The following is a 14,108-nucleotide window of genomic DNA, read 5'->3' on the forward strand; positions in this document are numbered from 1 at the left end:
CCGCGGGCGGCCCGGGAGGCGGGCCGCCCGCGATGGTCGGCGGCTCCTCGGGCGGCCCGGGCGGGTACGAGCGCGGTCCGGACGGCGGCCTGGGCCCCGGCCCGGACGGGGGCGGCCCGCCCTCCCCGGGACCCGACAGCGGCCCGGTGGGCGGGCCGGACGGCTCGGACGGTCCTGACGGCGGCTGCGAACTCACGGGTCCTTCCCTCCGGTGACTCGCCCCCTGCCCAAATCTGCGGTCTGCGCCGGCGTCGCCGCAACCCGACCCGCCGGACGGACCCGACCGGTTGCAGGCCGACGACCGGCGCGGGGGGCTCACGCGAGGTGGCGGGTGCGGCGCCGTCACCTCCGCTGCGCGCAGCCCTCCGTACCGCCCGAAGGGCCTCGGGCCGAGGCCCCGACCACCGGCCGGCGCAGCCCCTTGCGGCCGTAGTGGCCGGTCGTGGCGCAGCCGGGGACCAGGGCGAGGGCCGTTCCGGTCCCCGTCATGACCCGGGCGCGGGCCGGGCCGGCATCCGCCCGGGCGTCGAAGGGCAGGATCGCCCTGACCCGTCGCTGAGCTGCCGCATCGGCTCGAAGTGCGCCGGAACCGGTAGAGCGACCGGAGGGCGTGCAGGGGGACGGTGGCGCCCGGCATGACGGCGGCCGAGGTGACCGGCGAGATCCCGGTGGTCCTCACCGGCTTCACCACCCGGGTCCGGCGCCGGGTGACCGGCACGGTACGCCGCCGGGTGTGTCAGGGTCCCGGTTCGTTGTCGGTGCAGCCGAGCGCGACGTCGGCTCCGTTGCCGATGGCGTTGCCGCCGAGGAAGCCGGCGAGCACCGGCAGCAGCGTGTGGGAGAACGTGCTCAGGCGGAGCTCGCCGGGCGGTCCGATCGGGTGACCCACCCGCGTTTCGACGGTGATCGGATCCGCGGGCGGCAGGGCGGAGGACTTGGACGCCCGGATGCCCTGCTGGGCGGTGCGCTGCGCGGGATCCGTCCTCGTCCGACCTGCTCCGCGCCGTGGGCGGCTTTCGGCGTCGGTTCCTCCCTGCCGCAGCCGCCCTGATCCCGGGTCCGCCTCTCCCCACTTCTCGAAGCGCGTTCACACGTCTCGCGGGCTGTGAGCGGAGGGATCGGCGACCTCAGCACTCCTGATCCTGTGCCTCGGTCTGCAGGGCCGCCTTCGTCTTCGGACCGTACACGCCGCTCTCGCCCTTGATGTGGCGTCGGCGCTGGTACTGGGTGACCGCGTTCTCGGTCGAGTCGTCGAAGGTGCCGGTGACGAGGGACGTGTCGAGTTTCCCGCAGGAGACGGTGACCAGCAGCTGTTGCATCGCCACCACATCCGTCCCCGTGTCACCGGGCCGGAGCGTTCGGGGCATGGCTGCAGCGGCCGGGGTCGGTGTCGGCGTCGGTGTCGGCGTGGAAGGGGCAGCGGTGCGGGCGGTGGTGGCGAAGACTGCCTGAGGGGCGAGGATTCTGGTGGTCGAGGCCTTCCTGGGGGCCGCGGCGGCCGTGTCGGTGGGGGTTGCGGAAGCCGAGGCGGTCCCGGCCGAGAGGACGGCGCCGGGCGAGGGGTCGGTCCGGGGCTGGACCCAGCGGCTGCCGCTGGGGATCGGCAGCGCCCGGTCACTCTCCTTCCCGCTCCCGCCCGAGGGGGCGGGCAGGAGGGCGATCCCCACGCCGACTGCCGCGATGCCCAGGCCGGCCCGGGTGATGATGCTCCGTTGGCGGCTCACCTTCCGCTCGTGGCGTCGCCCGGTGCAGCCGTCCGGGGAGCGCTGCGGCTCCACAAGGGAGTTCGAGGTGCCGAGGTCGGGCCGACCCTCCGGGTGCTTCTCCTCGGACAGCCCGACGGGCGCCTCGGACGCGGTCGGCATCGGCGGCACGGGATGTGCCGCCGCCGTCCGGGTGTGAAGAGGCGTCGACAGAGCCGGGGTCGGCCGGGCAGGCCTCGGAGTGGCGGTGCCCGGGGGCAGGATCGTTGTGTCGGACAGGTCCCGACCGGGCATCGGTGCGGGCCGGGGCTCCGCCGAGGGACCCGGAACGTACGGGCGGACCGTCGATGCGTCTTCGGTGCACCCGATGTTGCGGTCCGGCTGTGTCCCGACGGGCCGATCCTCCTCGGACCGCGCGTGAGCAGTGGAACCGATGGTGAGCGCCTCAGCCACCGTGGCGGCCAGCCGGCCGGGGTTGGTCAGCGTGCCGGTGCGAGCGGGCCAGTGCTCCCACTCGGACGAGCCGTCGCCCTGGATGTCCGGGTGGGGCACGACGAGGAAGCACCCCCTGCCCAGGAGGTGGACGTCCGTTCCCGGTCGCCGCCACGCCTCGGTGTGGCCGAGCGGGATGAACCAGTACATCCGGTGGCCGGGCAGATCCCGCAGGACCGGGCCGACCTGATCCGGGTCCGTCCCGCCGAGGCGTGCGAGGACGGCCAGGCCGAGGCTCTCGGGCATCCGCACGACGTCCCACCGGAGCCCGCACGGCAGCACCGCCCGGTGCGGCGGCGTCGACTCCCACTCCAGCAGCGTCTCGTAGCTGTGCTCACCCATGACGCTGACGAGCCAGGCGGCCGCCAGGGGGGAGACGGTTCCGGAGAGACCACTGCCCGTGGTCGTGGGTCTTGAAGGGTTCATCTGCCGGGCTCCGTTCGATCGGCGCACATTCGATTCGATGGGTGTTCCGCGACGGCGTGGTGGACTTGTTGCCGGTGTGACGGCGAGTGCCGGAGCAGGGTGGGCCTCAGCCGGGTGGGCCCCAGGACCGAGGGGCATCCGGCGCGCCGTCCCCGGCGCCGCCGTCCCGGGTCATCCGGTCACCTTGCCGCGCTCGGGCGGGATCCGTTCGAGCAGCACGGTCGGGGCGTGCGCGAACGCCGCCGAGGCCCGGCCCGGCCCGGCCGGAGCACAGGTTCGCCCAGGTGAACGGGTGGTGTCCCCGCAGCCCGGCAGGTTCCGGACGGTGCCGCTGCAGCTCGGTCCGAAAGTCGTGCGCATGCGACGATCGAGAGCCGGTACGCCTCGGCTTCGGTGCCGTTCATCGGGTGGCACCGGTCATCCGGTGGTGGGCCGGTGCCGTCCGAGCGCCGTTACGGCAGCCGTGGATCACGCTCACCGTGTGGTCCCGGCGTGTGCCTGCCGACGCCGACGGCCTGCACGGGTTCGGTCCTGGCGGCGTCTGCGCCCGGGCGAACCGGGCCGGAGGAACCACCGGCCGCTGCGGAGCACGGGCAACGGGAACACGCGGAGTAGTCGTAGGAGTGCAGGGCTCGGCCATGGATGCCTCCTCGCGGATGCGCGTTCGGTCGATCCGACGCCGCCCCGGGTCCGCCCACCTCGCGCGTGCGGTACCTGCCTGCGCCGTGCCGGGGTTTGTTCCTCTCCGCGGACGTTCGAAAACGCACTTCGGTGAGATTTCTGCGGCCACCCGGTCGAGGCAATGCCTTTGTAGACAAAAGGACTTGACGTGTATTCATCCGGCGCGGCGGGTGCGGGGGCGGCGGAAGGCCAGGGCATGGCAGCGAGGTCGCGGTGGACGGTGCCGAGCGGATCCCGGCACCGGTTCGACGCTGACGCGGCGCCACCGCGGGCTCGACGGTGCACAGCACTCTCCGGGCCGACGGCGGGAGAGGACACGGACCGCGCCGTGCACACCGAGCGTGCACGCCCGGGGCCGGATGACACCCGGCGGGCCCCGCTCGAGGAGGTCGGGCCTGCCGGGTACCACGGCGGCCCTGTCCGGGCATGCTCGGCGTCCGAGGACGATCCAGGCGGAGCACCACGAGGCGTACCACCGGAGTGGAACACCACCCGGGCGGGCGACTCCCGGGTGATCGAACAGCCGTGCCCGCCACGCCCTCGCATCCCGCCGGCCGACTCCCCCGCCCGGCGGCGATTCGAATCCCCGGCCACCGGTCGCACGAGTGCGCCGACGACCTTCACACCCCGTAGTGAAGAAAGGATGTGACGGTACGTCACAGCAGAGTTGCACAAAAAAGTGGCGGCAGGGGTATCGGATCCGTGGCGCGGCACGCGTAGCCTGATGCGCGCGGTGACGAACACACAGTCAGCGCACCTTCATCACGCAATCTGCGCGAATCGACGCCATGGAGACCCCATGAGTTCTGACCGTTACCACTGGGACCGCTCGCACCCCGGGCTCACCGCCCTGCGCGAGGCCATCGAGCCGGTGCGCCAGGAGGTCGTCGGCCACCCGATCTACCGGCAGATCGACTCCGTCGAGCGGGTCCGGTCCTTCCAGGAACACCACGTGTTCGCGGTCTGGGACTTCATGTCGCTCCTCAAGTGCCTGCAGCGGCAACTGACCTGTGTGGAGCTGCCGTGGGTGCCGACCGGCCCGACCGCGAGCCGCAGACTGATCAACGAGATCGTCCTGGTCGAGGAGAGCGACGAACTGGGCGAGGGCTACATCAGCCACTTCGAGCTCTATGTGGACGGGATGGCCCGGGCCGGCGCCGACACCACCGCCGTGGACGCCTTCCTCGGCCGTCTCCGCCGCGGCGTCGACGTGGCCGAGGCCGCCAAGGAGGCCGAGATGCCGACCGCGGCGGCCGACTTCGTCGCGGTGACCTGGGACATCATCGAGAACGCACCGGTGCACTGCCAGGCCGCCGCTTTCGCCTTCGGGCGCGAGGACCTGATCCCGGAGATGTTCGAGCAGGTGATCCGGATCGAGGACGCGGACGGCCGGTTGACGGTCTTCAAGGACTACCTGGCCCGCCACATCGAGGTGGACGGCGAGCAGCACACGCCGATGGCGATGCAGATGCTGATCGACCTGTGCGGCGACGACGCGGAGCGCTGGGACGAGTGCGCCGCAACGGTGCGCCGGGCGCTCACCGCCCGCGTCGCCCTGTGGGACGGCATCCTGGCGGCCTTCGGCGCCTGACCCCGACCCGGCGGCCGCCTGCTCGTCCGGAGACGGTCGGCACCGGCTCGTGGACCTTGCCGCATCACGGGCGACCGGGCAGATCGTCTATCCCTTCCCCGTAACCGGACTTCCCCACGCAGTCGGCGACGGCACTTGGTTCACCACCTCTCCGCACGACGATGCCGTGAACGTGTGGGCCCGTGACGAATGACATCACCGAGTGGGACCAGACGTTCACCGACAAGCGGCTCTGCCCGCGATCGTCGACCGGCCGACCTTCGAGGCCCACATCATCGAAACCGGTACCCGCTCCTTCCCGTTCGCCAGCACCACGGCCGAGCGCAAGGCAGCCGCCGCGGCCTGACCGTCCGTCGGCCCCCGCCCCGCCACCGGGCGGGCGCCGACCAGGGCGCCCGCCCGTTCGCATTCCCGTCAGGGGACGCGGCCGGGCGGGCTCCGTGAGAACACCTCGGCTCCGCCGTGGCCACCGGCACAACCGTCCCCGTCTCGCCCGGGCCCTGGCCACCTCGGGTGGCGACCGCGGCCCTCAGGCGGTTTTCGATCGCCTCCTCGGCCGTGTGATCAACGGGATCGCGCCGGGAGCCTGACGTCCGGCGCGACACGCCCCAGTGCCAAGTCAGGACCGTGAGCCCGCCGGGGCGGGCCGGACGACGCGGCGCAGGTCCTGGCTCCGGCATCACTACACTCCTCCCGTCAGCGCTCACGTTCCGGCGCTGCGCCCGAAGAGCAGGGGGGATGTGATGTCGGCGGTCGGCCTCCAGAGGGTCTGGAAACCGTCCGTGACGGAACGCTGGGCGGGACGACGCCCTCTGTGGTGGACCGCCGGCCCGACGGGGGAGCTGGCCGTTCTGCTCGTCCATCGGCAGTTCCTTCGCCGAAGCCGCTACGTGAAGGGCTGGCCGGGCTGGGGCCCGCAGGTCCCGTTCGATGCGGTGCTCGTGATTCGCCGGGCTGACGGGTCGCTTCGACGGCGACCGATCAAGGACATTCCGGTCCGGCCGAGCCACATCGCTCTTCTCCCGGAGTCCCGGCTCCTCATCGCAAGGGGTCGGGCGGGCAGGGAGGAGTCGGGCGCATGGAGCCCGAACGCCGTGGTGTTCTCCCTGGAAAGCGGTGAACAAGAGGCCGCCTTCTGCATCGGCGACGACATCCCTGCGCTGGTGACCGATCGCGGGGGATCGATCTGGACGGCCTACGGAGACGAAGGCATCTACGGAGGGCATCCGGAGTCCGCAGCCGGGCTTGCCGGCTGGAGTACCGGAGGTCGGGCGACCTGGGCCCCGGGAGGTCGCCTTCCTGACGCGCCCCTGGAGGGATGCACCGCTGCCACTGAAGGAGACCGGGTCTGGCTGGTCTGGTATTCCGGCAGTCGGCGGGGAGACACCTTCTTGACGCGGATCACCCCGTCGACCGGTGAGGTGACCACGTGGCCGAGCCCGATGCGCGCCCCGGACGGGTTCGCCGTGCACGGCCGTCGAGCCGTCCTGACCAAGCGCGATCACAACCGGCGGTCGACCGAAGTGGTGCGAGCCGAGTCGGACGGTGATACGTGGAGCGTGACCGAGCGACGCAGGATTCGCGTGCCCGGACGGGTGGTCATGCGCTGCGGTCAGGGTCGTGACGGTGTTCTGTGGCTTCGCACCGGCGACACGTGGCTGCGCATCGAAGCCTGACAGCGGCCGAGGCCGTGCAGCTCGTGATCGACGGGCCACGCCTGCTTGCCGCTCGGCGGCGCGACGGCTTCTCGAGGTGAGGGGCCCCACCCTCCGTGGTGGGGCCCCTCACCGTGCACGGCCGAGGTCCGGCCCGTTCTCAGGCCAGGGAGAACTTCTGGGCGCCGGAGCCGTTGCAGTCCCAGATCTGCAGCCGGGTGCCGTTCGCGGTGGCGCCCGACGGCGAGTCGATGCACCGGCCCGTGGTCGGGTTGGACATCGAGCCGTCGGCGTTGGGGACCCAGTTCTGGTAGCCGCCGCCGTTGCAGGTGGCCAGCTGGAGCTTGGTTCCGGCCGTGTTGACACCGCCGGCGATGTCCAGGCACTTGCCGAGGGTCTGCAGGGTCTGGCCGCTCCAGGTCCACTTCTGGTCGAGCGAGGTCGCCTGCTGGCAGTCCCAGAGCTGGACCGCGGTGCCGTCGCCGCCGGTGTCGTCGCCCGCCACGTCCACGCACTTGCCGCCCGGACCGTAGATCGGGGTGCCGATGGCGAACTTCTGGGCGCCGGAACCGTTGCAGTCCCAGATCTGCAGCCGGGTGCCGTTCGCGGTGGCGCCCGACGGCGAGTCGATGCACCGGCCGCTGGTCGGGTTCCGCAGTGAACCGTCGGTCTGCCGCACCCACGACTGGTAGCCGCCGCTGTTGCAGGTGGCGAGCTGCAGCTGCGTGCCCGCGGCACTGTTGCCGCCGGCGATGTCCAGGCACTTGCCGAGGGTCTGCAGGGTCTGGCCGTTCCAGGTCCAGTGCTGGTCCTTGGCCCCCGACTGACAGTCCCACAGCTGGACCGCGGTGCCGTCGCCGCCGGTGTCGTCACCCGCCACGTCCACGCACTTGCCGCCCGGACCGGTGATCGTCCGGCCGGTCACCGAACCACCGCCGCCGCCGGTGCCCGGGCCCTTGTTGTAGACGGCGACCGAGTCGATGACCAGCTTGCCGCCGGAGACGGTGGCCGCGTTCGGGCCGCCGCCGAAGGCGTCCGGGAAGCCGCCGCCGATCGCCAGGTCGTAGATGATGAAGAACGGGTGGTCGATCGCGTCGGCCCAGGTCGTCGGGTCCACCTGGTTGGCGTTGACGGTGAAGAAGTTGTTCCCGTCGAGGTAGAACCGGACCTGCTCCGGCGACACCGAACGGTCGATCTCCGCCGCGTAGTCGTGGAAGCCGGTCTGACAGCCCGAACAGGCGCGCTCGCCCGAGCCGATGCCGGTCGACTCGTTGCACGGGCCGCCCGGGTTCACCCCGCAGTGGATGGTGCTGAAGACGGAACCGCGGCCGTTGATGTCCTCCATGATGTCGATCTCGCCGGACTTCGGCCACGTCACCCCGGAGCGCAGCGGCGCGCCGAGCATCCAGAACGCCGGCCAGTAGCCCGCGCCGTTGGCGGTGTTGACGTTGGGCTGCTGGAGGACGGACTCGATCCGGACGACTCCGCCCGCCGGGGCGCCGAAGGACGCCGACTGGGTCTCCACGCGCCCGGACGTCCATCCGCTCCGCGGGTCGGACCCGGAGTGCAGGGCCTGGAGCACGAGATGGCCCTGGCCGTCGTAGTAGACGTTCGACGTGCTGCTGGTCATGGTCTCGATCTCGCCGGTGCCGAAGTTGCTGCCCGGCCCGGTGTCGTACTTCCACAGGCTCTGGTCGATGCCTGTCCCGGACGCGCCGTTGAAGTCGTCGCTCCAGGTGAGCGTGAAGCCCGACGGTGCGGGGGGCACCGCCGCCTCGGCCTTCACCGCCGCGACGTTCACCGTCGGGACGACGATCGCAGCCACCGTGACCGCGACGACGGGAAGGATTGAGAGCGCTCTCTTCAAGGCGCGGCGTGATGCCTGTGCACATTTGCCTTGCATGTGTCGGACCTCCGAAGACGGGTTCGATGGTGCTGGGTCGCTCCGCAGCCCCCTGGCGACCTGCCGCAGCAGGTGGTGCGCGGCCCTGCGCCCTGTCGCCCCGGCCACATCCGTCGGTGCCGGCTTCACCGGGAGGAGGACTCCCGCTGCCACAGAGCGGGCAAGGGACGAGGACGGGCTGGGTGCGGCTGTGGTGGCAGCGCCCAACGCGGCCAGGAAGGAACGGCGGGAAACCCCCAGCTGCTTCCTGAAGTGCGGTGATCGAGCGTCAAGACATGAACGCCACAGGCGTGTTGGCCTGTGTTGGTTTCTGCGCGGTGAACTTATTGGACTGAACCAATGCCGTCAAGGTCGCGCACCACGTCCATCTCTGCGACGGCATCCGCGAGGCAGCGGGAACCCATGACTCCTTGAGCCCGAGCAGTGCACGAGAGCGAGCCGTGTTCGGCCGACGCCGGGACAGCCGGTGCAACTCGCCGAGCAGGGCACGGGACGGGTCGACCGGAGCCGTGCGCACATCCGAACGGGTGAAACTCGCGGCGACCTCCCACCACAGGGCGACCTCACCCACGAAGGGCTCCGTGGCCACTCCCCCGCCGGCCGGTCGGCCGCACTCGAACGCCCGCTCGCCCGCCCGGGTACTGGGTTCCGCCGCTCGCCCGGGTCGGCGCACGCCGGACCGGAGGACGCCCGGGCCGACTCGGAGAGGTGCTCGAAAAGTGCCTGTTCGACCCGGGCTCGCCCGGAGGTAATCCACTTGAACGGGTCATTCGAACAGCACCATCATCGAGCCGTCCGCCTGCACCAGTTCGCTGAACTCCGCTTTCTGCCAACCCACTTGCGGTTCGGAGCGCGCCGAGCCGCTCGTCCTGCACGCCCGCGCGCCGAGCCGCTCTCCGAAGGGTCCACGGCGAGGAGCGAGACCGACCTGCACGCCGCACCCGCACGAGAGAGCGAGGAGTCCGCCCGTTGATCGACTACGGGGTACCGACCGATGCGCCCGGTCTCAAGATCCCGCCGTACCCCGCACTCCCGCCCGCCGCTCACCGCCGCAGCGGCCGACCAACCCGTCCGGAGGACCCTGTGCCCCACCTCCACCGCACCGACGTCCCGGCCGACCCGACCGGCCCCGCGCTCCGACCGTCCGGAACGGGCCCGCCCACGTTGGTCCTCGGCGTCCACCTCGTCCTGACCGACGAAAGGACGGTGTTGCTCGGCCGGCGCCGCAACACCTCCTACGCCGACGGCCTCTGGCACCTTCCCGCCGGACACATGGAGCGGGGCGAACCCGTCACCCGCTCCATGACCCGCGAGGCCGAGGAAGAACTCGGCATCACCATCGCCGAGGCCGACCTCGCCCTCGTCCACACGCTGCACCACCTCGACGCCGACGACGGGCGCAGCCGCCTCCAGCTGTTCTTCAGCGCCGCGCGCTTCGACGGCCGGGTGTGCAACGCGGAGCCGCACAAGTGTGCGGAACTTCGCCGGTGGCCGCTCGATCGGCTGCCGGCCGACACCGTCCCCTACACCGCGCACGCCCTCGCCGAGATCGCCCGCGGCAATCCGCTCTCCACCCTCGGTTGGGCGGCATGAGCCGGCCGGCGCTCCCCGACGCGGCCGACCGACTGCTCCACGAGACGGCCGGCCCGTACGTGGTGCTGGGCACGCACTCGCGGGACCGGGCGGATCTGCCGACGGTGTGGGAGGTCCGTACCGGTGACGGTCGCCGTCTGTTCGCCAAGCAGCTCAAGAACGAGCTCATGCAGCGGCGCGAGACCGCTGCCCACCGCGGCCTCGTGCCGGCCCTCGGCCCGGGCCGGGCCCCGGTCCTGCTGGGCGAGGACACCCGCTCGCGGCTCGTCGTCACCACGGCGCTTCCGGGCACCCCGGCCGTGAAGGCCGCGCTCGGCCCGGCCGAGGAGCGCGAGGTGTACTGGCAGGCCGGCCTGCTCGCCGCACGCATCCACGCCCGCCCTGCCATCGGGGGCGTGATCGGCGAGCGGCCGCCGTGGGGCCGCGAGCGCGAACGGGCGCTCGACCGAGCCCGCGAGGCCGGGCTCCCCGCCGAGGACATCGAGGTCCTGGCCGAGGCCACCCTTGTCGAGCCCCCGCACACCTCCCCCGCCATCTGCCACGGCGACTTCGGCCCGCGGAACCGGCTCGTCCACCGCGAGGACGGCGGCCGCCTCACCGTCGGTGTCGTCGACTTCGAGCGCAGCCAGGTCGAGGAACCGGTGCGCCGGGACCTGATGCGGGTCGTGTTCCAGCTGACTCCGCGACGTCCCGATCTCCGCGCGGCGTTCCTCGACGGCTACGGGCGCGGGCTGACGCCCGAGGAGTGGGCGGCGTGCCGGGTCCGGGCGGCGATCGACTGCCCCGCCGCCTTGCGCTGGGCCCGCGACCACCAGCACGACGAGGAGATCCTGGGCTACGCCCGCACCGTTCTGGATCAGCTGCGCCGTTCCGGGCCTGCCGTCCGAAGTCCCCTGTCCGTCGAACATCCCTGGAGGTGGCACCGTGGAGAGCCTTCGCCAAGCGGTGGCCGTGATCGCCCACGACCGGGCCCGGAACCTGGTCGTGACCGTCCACTACGCCGCGAACAGCTGGAGCACGGCACCGGCATGGACGATCCCCGGCGGCAAGGTCGAGGTCGGCGAACTCCTGGACGGGGCCGCCGCCCGCGAACTGCGGGAGGAGACCGGGCTGATCGTCGAGCCCGAGGACCTGGCCCTCGTCCACAGCGTCCAGGTCGGCGCCGGCTGGGACGGCAAGGGCCCGTTCCTGCTGTCGGTGTTCCTCGCCACGGCCTGGCGCGGCGAACTGGTGAACGCCGAGCCGGACAAGCACCTCGCCGTCGTCTGGTCTCCGGCCGACGCGCTGCCGCTGCCGATGTTCCCGACCTCGCACGCCGCCCTCACCCACCACCTGTCCGGCGGGCGCGGCTTCTCCACGTACGGCTACGACGGCGGGGCCTTCGATCCGCGCACCCTGGTCGGCGCGTGAGCAGCACCGCGAGCCGGCACCGGCGGCCGCCCGCACCCCGCTTGCCGGACGACGCCGACGCCCGGCTGCGGGCCATCGCCGGCGGGCAGCCCGTCGAAGAGGAGGGCGTCGCCCTCTTCCCCGGCAGCACCGTCCCGTACGTCTACCGGACCGTGCACCGGCCGGTCACCCCTGCGGCCGGAGGCGAGCAGAGCGCGGCGGCCCGCGATCGGAGGAAGGAACTGATCGGGTACGACGAACTGAACGGGGATCAGGAGTGTCCCTGTCAATGACGGACTTCAGTCGGAAGGGACACGGTTGTGACGACGAGTGGGAAGCACACGGGTCGGCGAGCGGTGCTGGGTGCGGGTGCGGGGGCGGTCCTGGCCCTCGCGGTGCCGATGGGCGGGACGGCCCGTGCGGAGGGCAGGGTGTCGCAGCGCGAGGGCGGGGTTACCCGGGCACTCGCCGATCTCGAGCGTGAGCACGGCGCCCGGTTGGGTGTGTTCGCGCGGAACACGGTCACGGGTGCGCAGGTCCGGTACCGCGCGGAGGAGTTGTTCCCGATCTGTTCCGTGCACAAGATCGTGACGGCGGCCGCGGTGCTGCGTGACCGCGACCGGGACGGGGAGTTCCTCGCCCGACGCATCCACTACACCGCCGAGGACGTCACCGCCTCCGGGTACGCGCCGATCACGGGCACGCCCGAACATCTGGCCTCCGGCATGACGGTGGCCGAGCTGTGCGCCGCGGCGCTCGATTACAGCGACAACGCCGCCGACAACCTCCTGCTCCGCGAGCTGGGCGGGCCCACGGCGGTCACCCGGTTCTGCAGGTCCCTCGGCGACCGGGTGACGCGCCTGGACCGCTGGGAGCCCGCCCTGAACTCCGCCGAGCCGGGGCGCGTGAGCGACACCACGAGTCCGGCGGCCATCGCGCGGACGCTCACCGATCTCCTCCTCGGCACCGCTCTCTCCCCGCGGGACCGCCGCCGGCTGACGGAGTGGATGCTCGCCAACACCACCGGCGCCGGCCGCCTGCGCGCCGGCCTCCCCTCGGGCTGGGCACTCGCGGACAAGACCGGCACCGGAGACTACGGAGCCACCAACGACGTCGGGATCGCCTGGACGCCGGACGGGACGCCCCTGGTCCTGTCCGTGTTGTCCACCACGACCCGCGCGGACGCCACCGCCGACGAAGCCTTGATCGCCCGCGCAACCGCCCTGGTCGTGCCGGCACTCGGCTGACGGACCTGCACCGGCCTGTTCCCGGCCCGGACGGGACGGGGCGGGCCGGCGCAGGCCGGGCCAGGCCGGCAGGTCAGGGCGGACCGGGGCCGCGGCTACGATCCGGTCATGAGCATCGTCGGGCGGTACACGCGCCTGACACCGGCCCAGTCGGACCGCGCGGTACGGCAGCCCGGCTGGGCACGGGAGTTGGCGGAGGAACTCGCCGAGGCGGAGGTGGAGCGGCAGCTGTCCGTGGCGGACCGGCGGTGCCACGAGGTCGGCACGGCCTGGCACGCACTCGCCTTCCTGCTCGACCGTCGGGGCTTTCCGGTGGACCTGCTCCACGGCGAGGCGGAGGTGCCGGACACGGCCGCACCCGGCTACGCGCCGCCGCGGTTGCTGGTCCCGGAACGCGTCCGGCTCGCCGCCGACTCCCTCGCCGAACTCCCGCCCCACGTCCTGACGGAAGGTGTCACCACCGACGATCTGGCGCAGGCGCACGTGTACCCGGCCGGTCCGTGGGAGCGGGGGGACGCGTTGGAGGTGGTGGCCGGGCACTACGTGGAGTTGGCGGCGTTCGTCCGCACGGCCGCCCGATACCGGCACGCCCTGCTGGTCCGCCTCGGCTGACCGCCCGGCCCCGGCCACTCCCCCGGCCAGAGGATGCGGGCGGCGGACGGGGCAGCAAGCACGCCAACCGCCGCACAGCAGAAGCCCGGAGAGAAGATTCGACGCGTCTTCGGATCTCGCGGCAATTCAGGTCGGGATCTGACCTCAATGCCTCATAACGTAGTTCCTGACCGACGGAGCACGTACTTACCTAAGGCGGACACCTTGAACGAGACCCGGACGATCGACGAGCCCACCACTGCGCCCGCCCCCACCGGCGAGCGTGCCGACCTGCTGGTGGCGCTGGCCAAGCAGCGGCACTTCCTGCGCTTCACCACCCGTGACCTCACCGACGAGCAGGCCGGACAGCGGACCACGGCCAGTGAGCTGTGTCTGGGCGGCCTGGTCAAGCACGTCGCCTCGGTGGAGCGGACCTGGGCGGCCTTCATCGTGGAGGGTCCGTCGGCGATGCCCGACTTCACCGCGATGACCGAGGCCGACTTCGCCCGCCGCGCCGACGAGTTCCGGATGCTGCCCGGCGACACCCTCGCCGGCGTGCTCGCCGACTACGAGGAGGTCGCCCGGCGCACCGACGAGCTGGTCGCCGCGCTCCCGGACCTGGACGCCGCCCAGCCGCTGCCGAAGGCCCCCTGGTTCCAGGCCGACGAGGCGTGGTCGGCCCGTCGCGTGCTGCTGCACGTGGTCGCCGAGACCGCTCAGCACGCCGGCCACGCCGACATCATCCGCGAGTCCCTGGACGGCGCGAAGAGCATGGGCTGACCCGCGCCCGCAGCCCTCAGGCCCGTGTCCGGCAGTCGGTCACCGACTGCCGGACAC

At 72.4% G+C, this 14,108-nt stretch carries 12 protein-coding genes and 1 pseudogene; 10 read left to right on the forward strand and 3 right to left on the reverse strand.

Annotation, left to right across the window (positions count from 1 at the left end):
* Positions 1–736: 736 nt before the first annotated feature.
* Positions 737–889, reverse strand: a complete 153-nt coding sequence (locus AB0O09_RS32095) for a hypothetical protein (protein ID WP_363547890.1) — start codon at positions 887–889, stop codon at positions 737–739.
* Between the two features lie 238 nt (positions 890–1,127).
* Positions 1,128–2,648: a peptidoglycan-binding protein gene (locus AB0O09_RS32100; protein ID WP_363547892.1), complete on the reverse strand. Its 1,521-nt coding sequence runs from the start codon at positions 2,646–2,648 to the stop codon at positions 1,128–1,130.
* A gap of 1,453 nt (positions 2,649–4,101) precedes the next feature.
* On the opposite strand from AB0O09_RS32100, the gene AB0O09_RS32105 reads away from it, so the two are divergent.
* The 3 genes from AB0O09_RS32105 to AB0O09_RS32115 all read left to right on the forward strand — a co-directional run bounded on the left by AB0O09_RS32105 (position 4,102) and on the right by AB0O09_RS32115 (position 6,569).
* Positions 4,102–4,893 (forward strand): DUF3050 domain-containing protein, encoded by a 792-nt coding sequence (locus tag AB0O09_RS32105; protein WP_363547894.1) that lies wholly within the window; start codon positions 4,102–4,104, stop codon positions 4,891–4,893.
* Positions 4,894–5,095: 202 nt separating this feature from the next.
* Positions 5,096–5,239: a hypothetical protein gene (locus AB0O09_RS32110; RefSeq protein WP_363547897.1), complete on the forward strand. Its 144-nt coding sequence runs from the start codon at positions 5,096–5,098 to the stop codon at positions 5,237–5,239.
* Positions 5,240–5,675: 436 nt separating this feature from the next.
* Positions 5,676–6,569: a hypothetical protein gene (locus AB0O09_RS32115; RefSeq protein ID WP_363547898.1), complete on the forward strand. Its 894-nt coding sequence runs from the start codon at positions 5,676–5,678 to the stop codon at positions 6,567–6,569.
* Between the two features lie 139 nt (positions 6,570–6,708).
* On the opposite strand, the gene AB0O09_RS32120 is transcribed toward AB0O09_RS32115, so the two are convergent.
* The gene (locus tag AB0O09_RS32120) at positions 6,709–8,373 is read right to left on the reverse strand and encodes a ricin-type beta-trefoil lectin domain protein (protein WP_363547901.1); all 1,665 of its coding nucleotides are present in this window, start codon (positions 8,371–8,373) and stop codon (positions 6,709–6,711) included.
* Between the two features lie 1,161 nt (positions 8,374–9,534).
* Here AB0O09_RS32120 and AB0O09_RS32125 point away from each other — a divergent pair.
* The 7 genes and pseudogenes from AB0O09_RS32125 to AB0O09_RS32155 all read left to right on the forward strand — a co-directional run bounded on the left by AB0O09_RS32125 (position 9,535) and on the right by AB0O09_RS32155 (position 14,051).
* A complete protein-coding gene (locus AB0O09_RS32125; RefSeq protein ID WP_363547904.1) occupies positions 9,535–10,044 on the forward strand; it encodes an NUDIX domain-containing protein in 510 nt (169 codons plus the stop codon).
* 167 nt (positions 10,045–10,211) lie between these two features.
* Positions 10,212–10,736 (forward strand): annotated as a pseudogene (locus AB0O09_RS32130) (aminoglycoside phosphotransferase family protein); the annotation flags it as partial.
* 232 nt (positions 10,737–10,968) lie between these two features.
* Positions 10,969–11,454, forward strand: a complete 486-nt coding sequence (locus AB0O09_RS32135) for an NUDIX domain-containing protein (protein ID WP_363547907.1) — start codon at positions 10,969–10,971, stop codon at positions 11,452–11,454.
* Positions 11,451–11,726, forward strand: coding sequence for a hypothetical protein (locus AB0O09_RS32140; protein ID WP_363547927.1), 276 nt, complete (start codon positions 11,451–11,453; stop codon positions 11,724–11,726). The genes AB0O09_RS32135 and AB0O09_RS32140 overlap by 4 nt, the downstream gene beginning before the upstream one ends.
* A 108-nt stretch (positions 11,727–11,834) precedes the next feature.
* Positions 11,835–12,680, forward strand: a complete 846-nt coding sequence (gene bla, locus AB0O09_RS32145) for a class A beta-lactamase (RefSeq protein WP_363547924.1) — start codon at positions 11,835–11,837, stop codon at positions 12,678–12,680.
* 108 nt (positions 12,681–12,788) lie between these two features.
* Positions 12,789–13,292 carry a DUF1877 family protein gene (locus AB0O09_RS32150; protein WP_363547909.1) on the forward strand — a complete coding sequence of 168 codons (504 nt, stop codon included), beginning with the start codon at positions 12,789–12,791 and terminating at the stop codon, positions 13,290–13,292.
* A 204-nt stretch (positions 13,293–13,496) separates the two neighbouring features.
* Complete coding sequence (locus AB0O09_RS32155; protein ID WP_363547912.1) at positions 13,497–14,051, forward strand: DinB family protein; 555 nt, start codon at positions 13,497–13,499, stop codon at positions 14,049–14,051.
* Positions 14,052–14,108 lie beyond the last annotated feature (57 nt).

The sequence above is a fragment of the Kitasatospora sp. NPDC093679 genome, assembly GCF_040683455.1.
GTDB lineage: Bacteria > Actinomycetota > Actinomycetes > Streptomycetales > Streptomycetaceae > Kitasatospora > Kitasatospora arboriphila.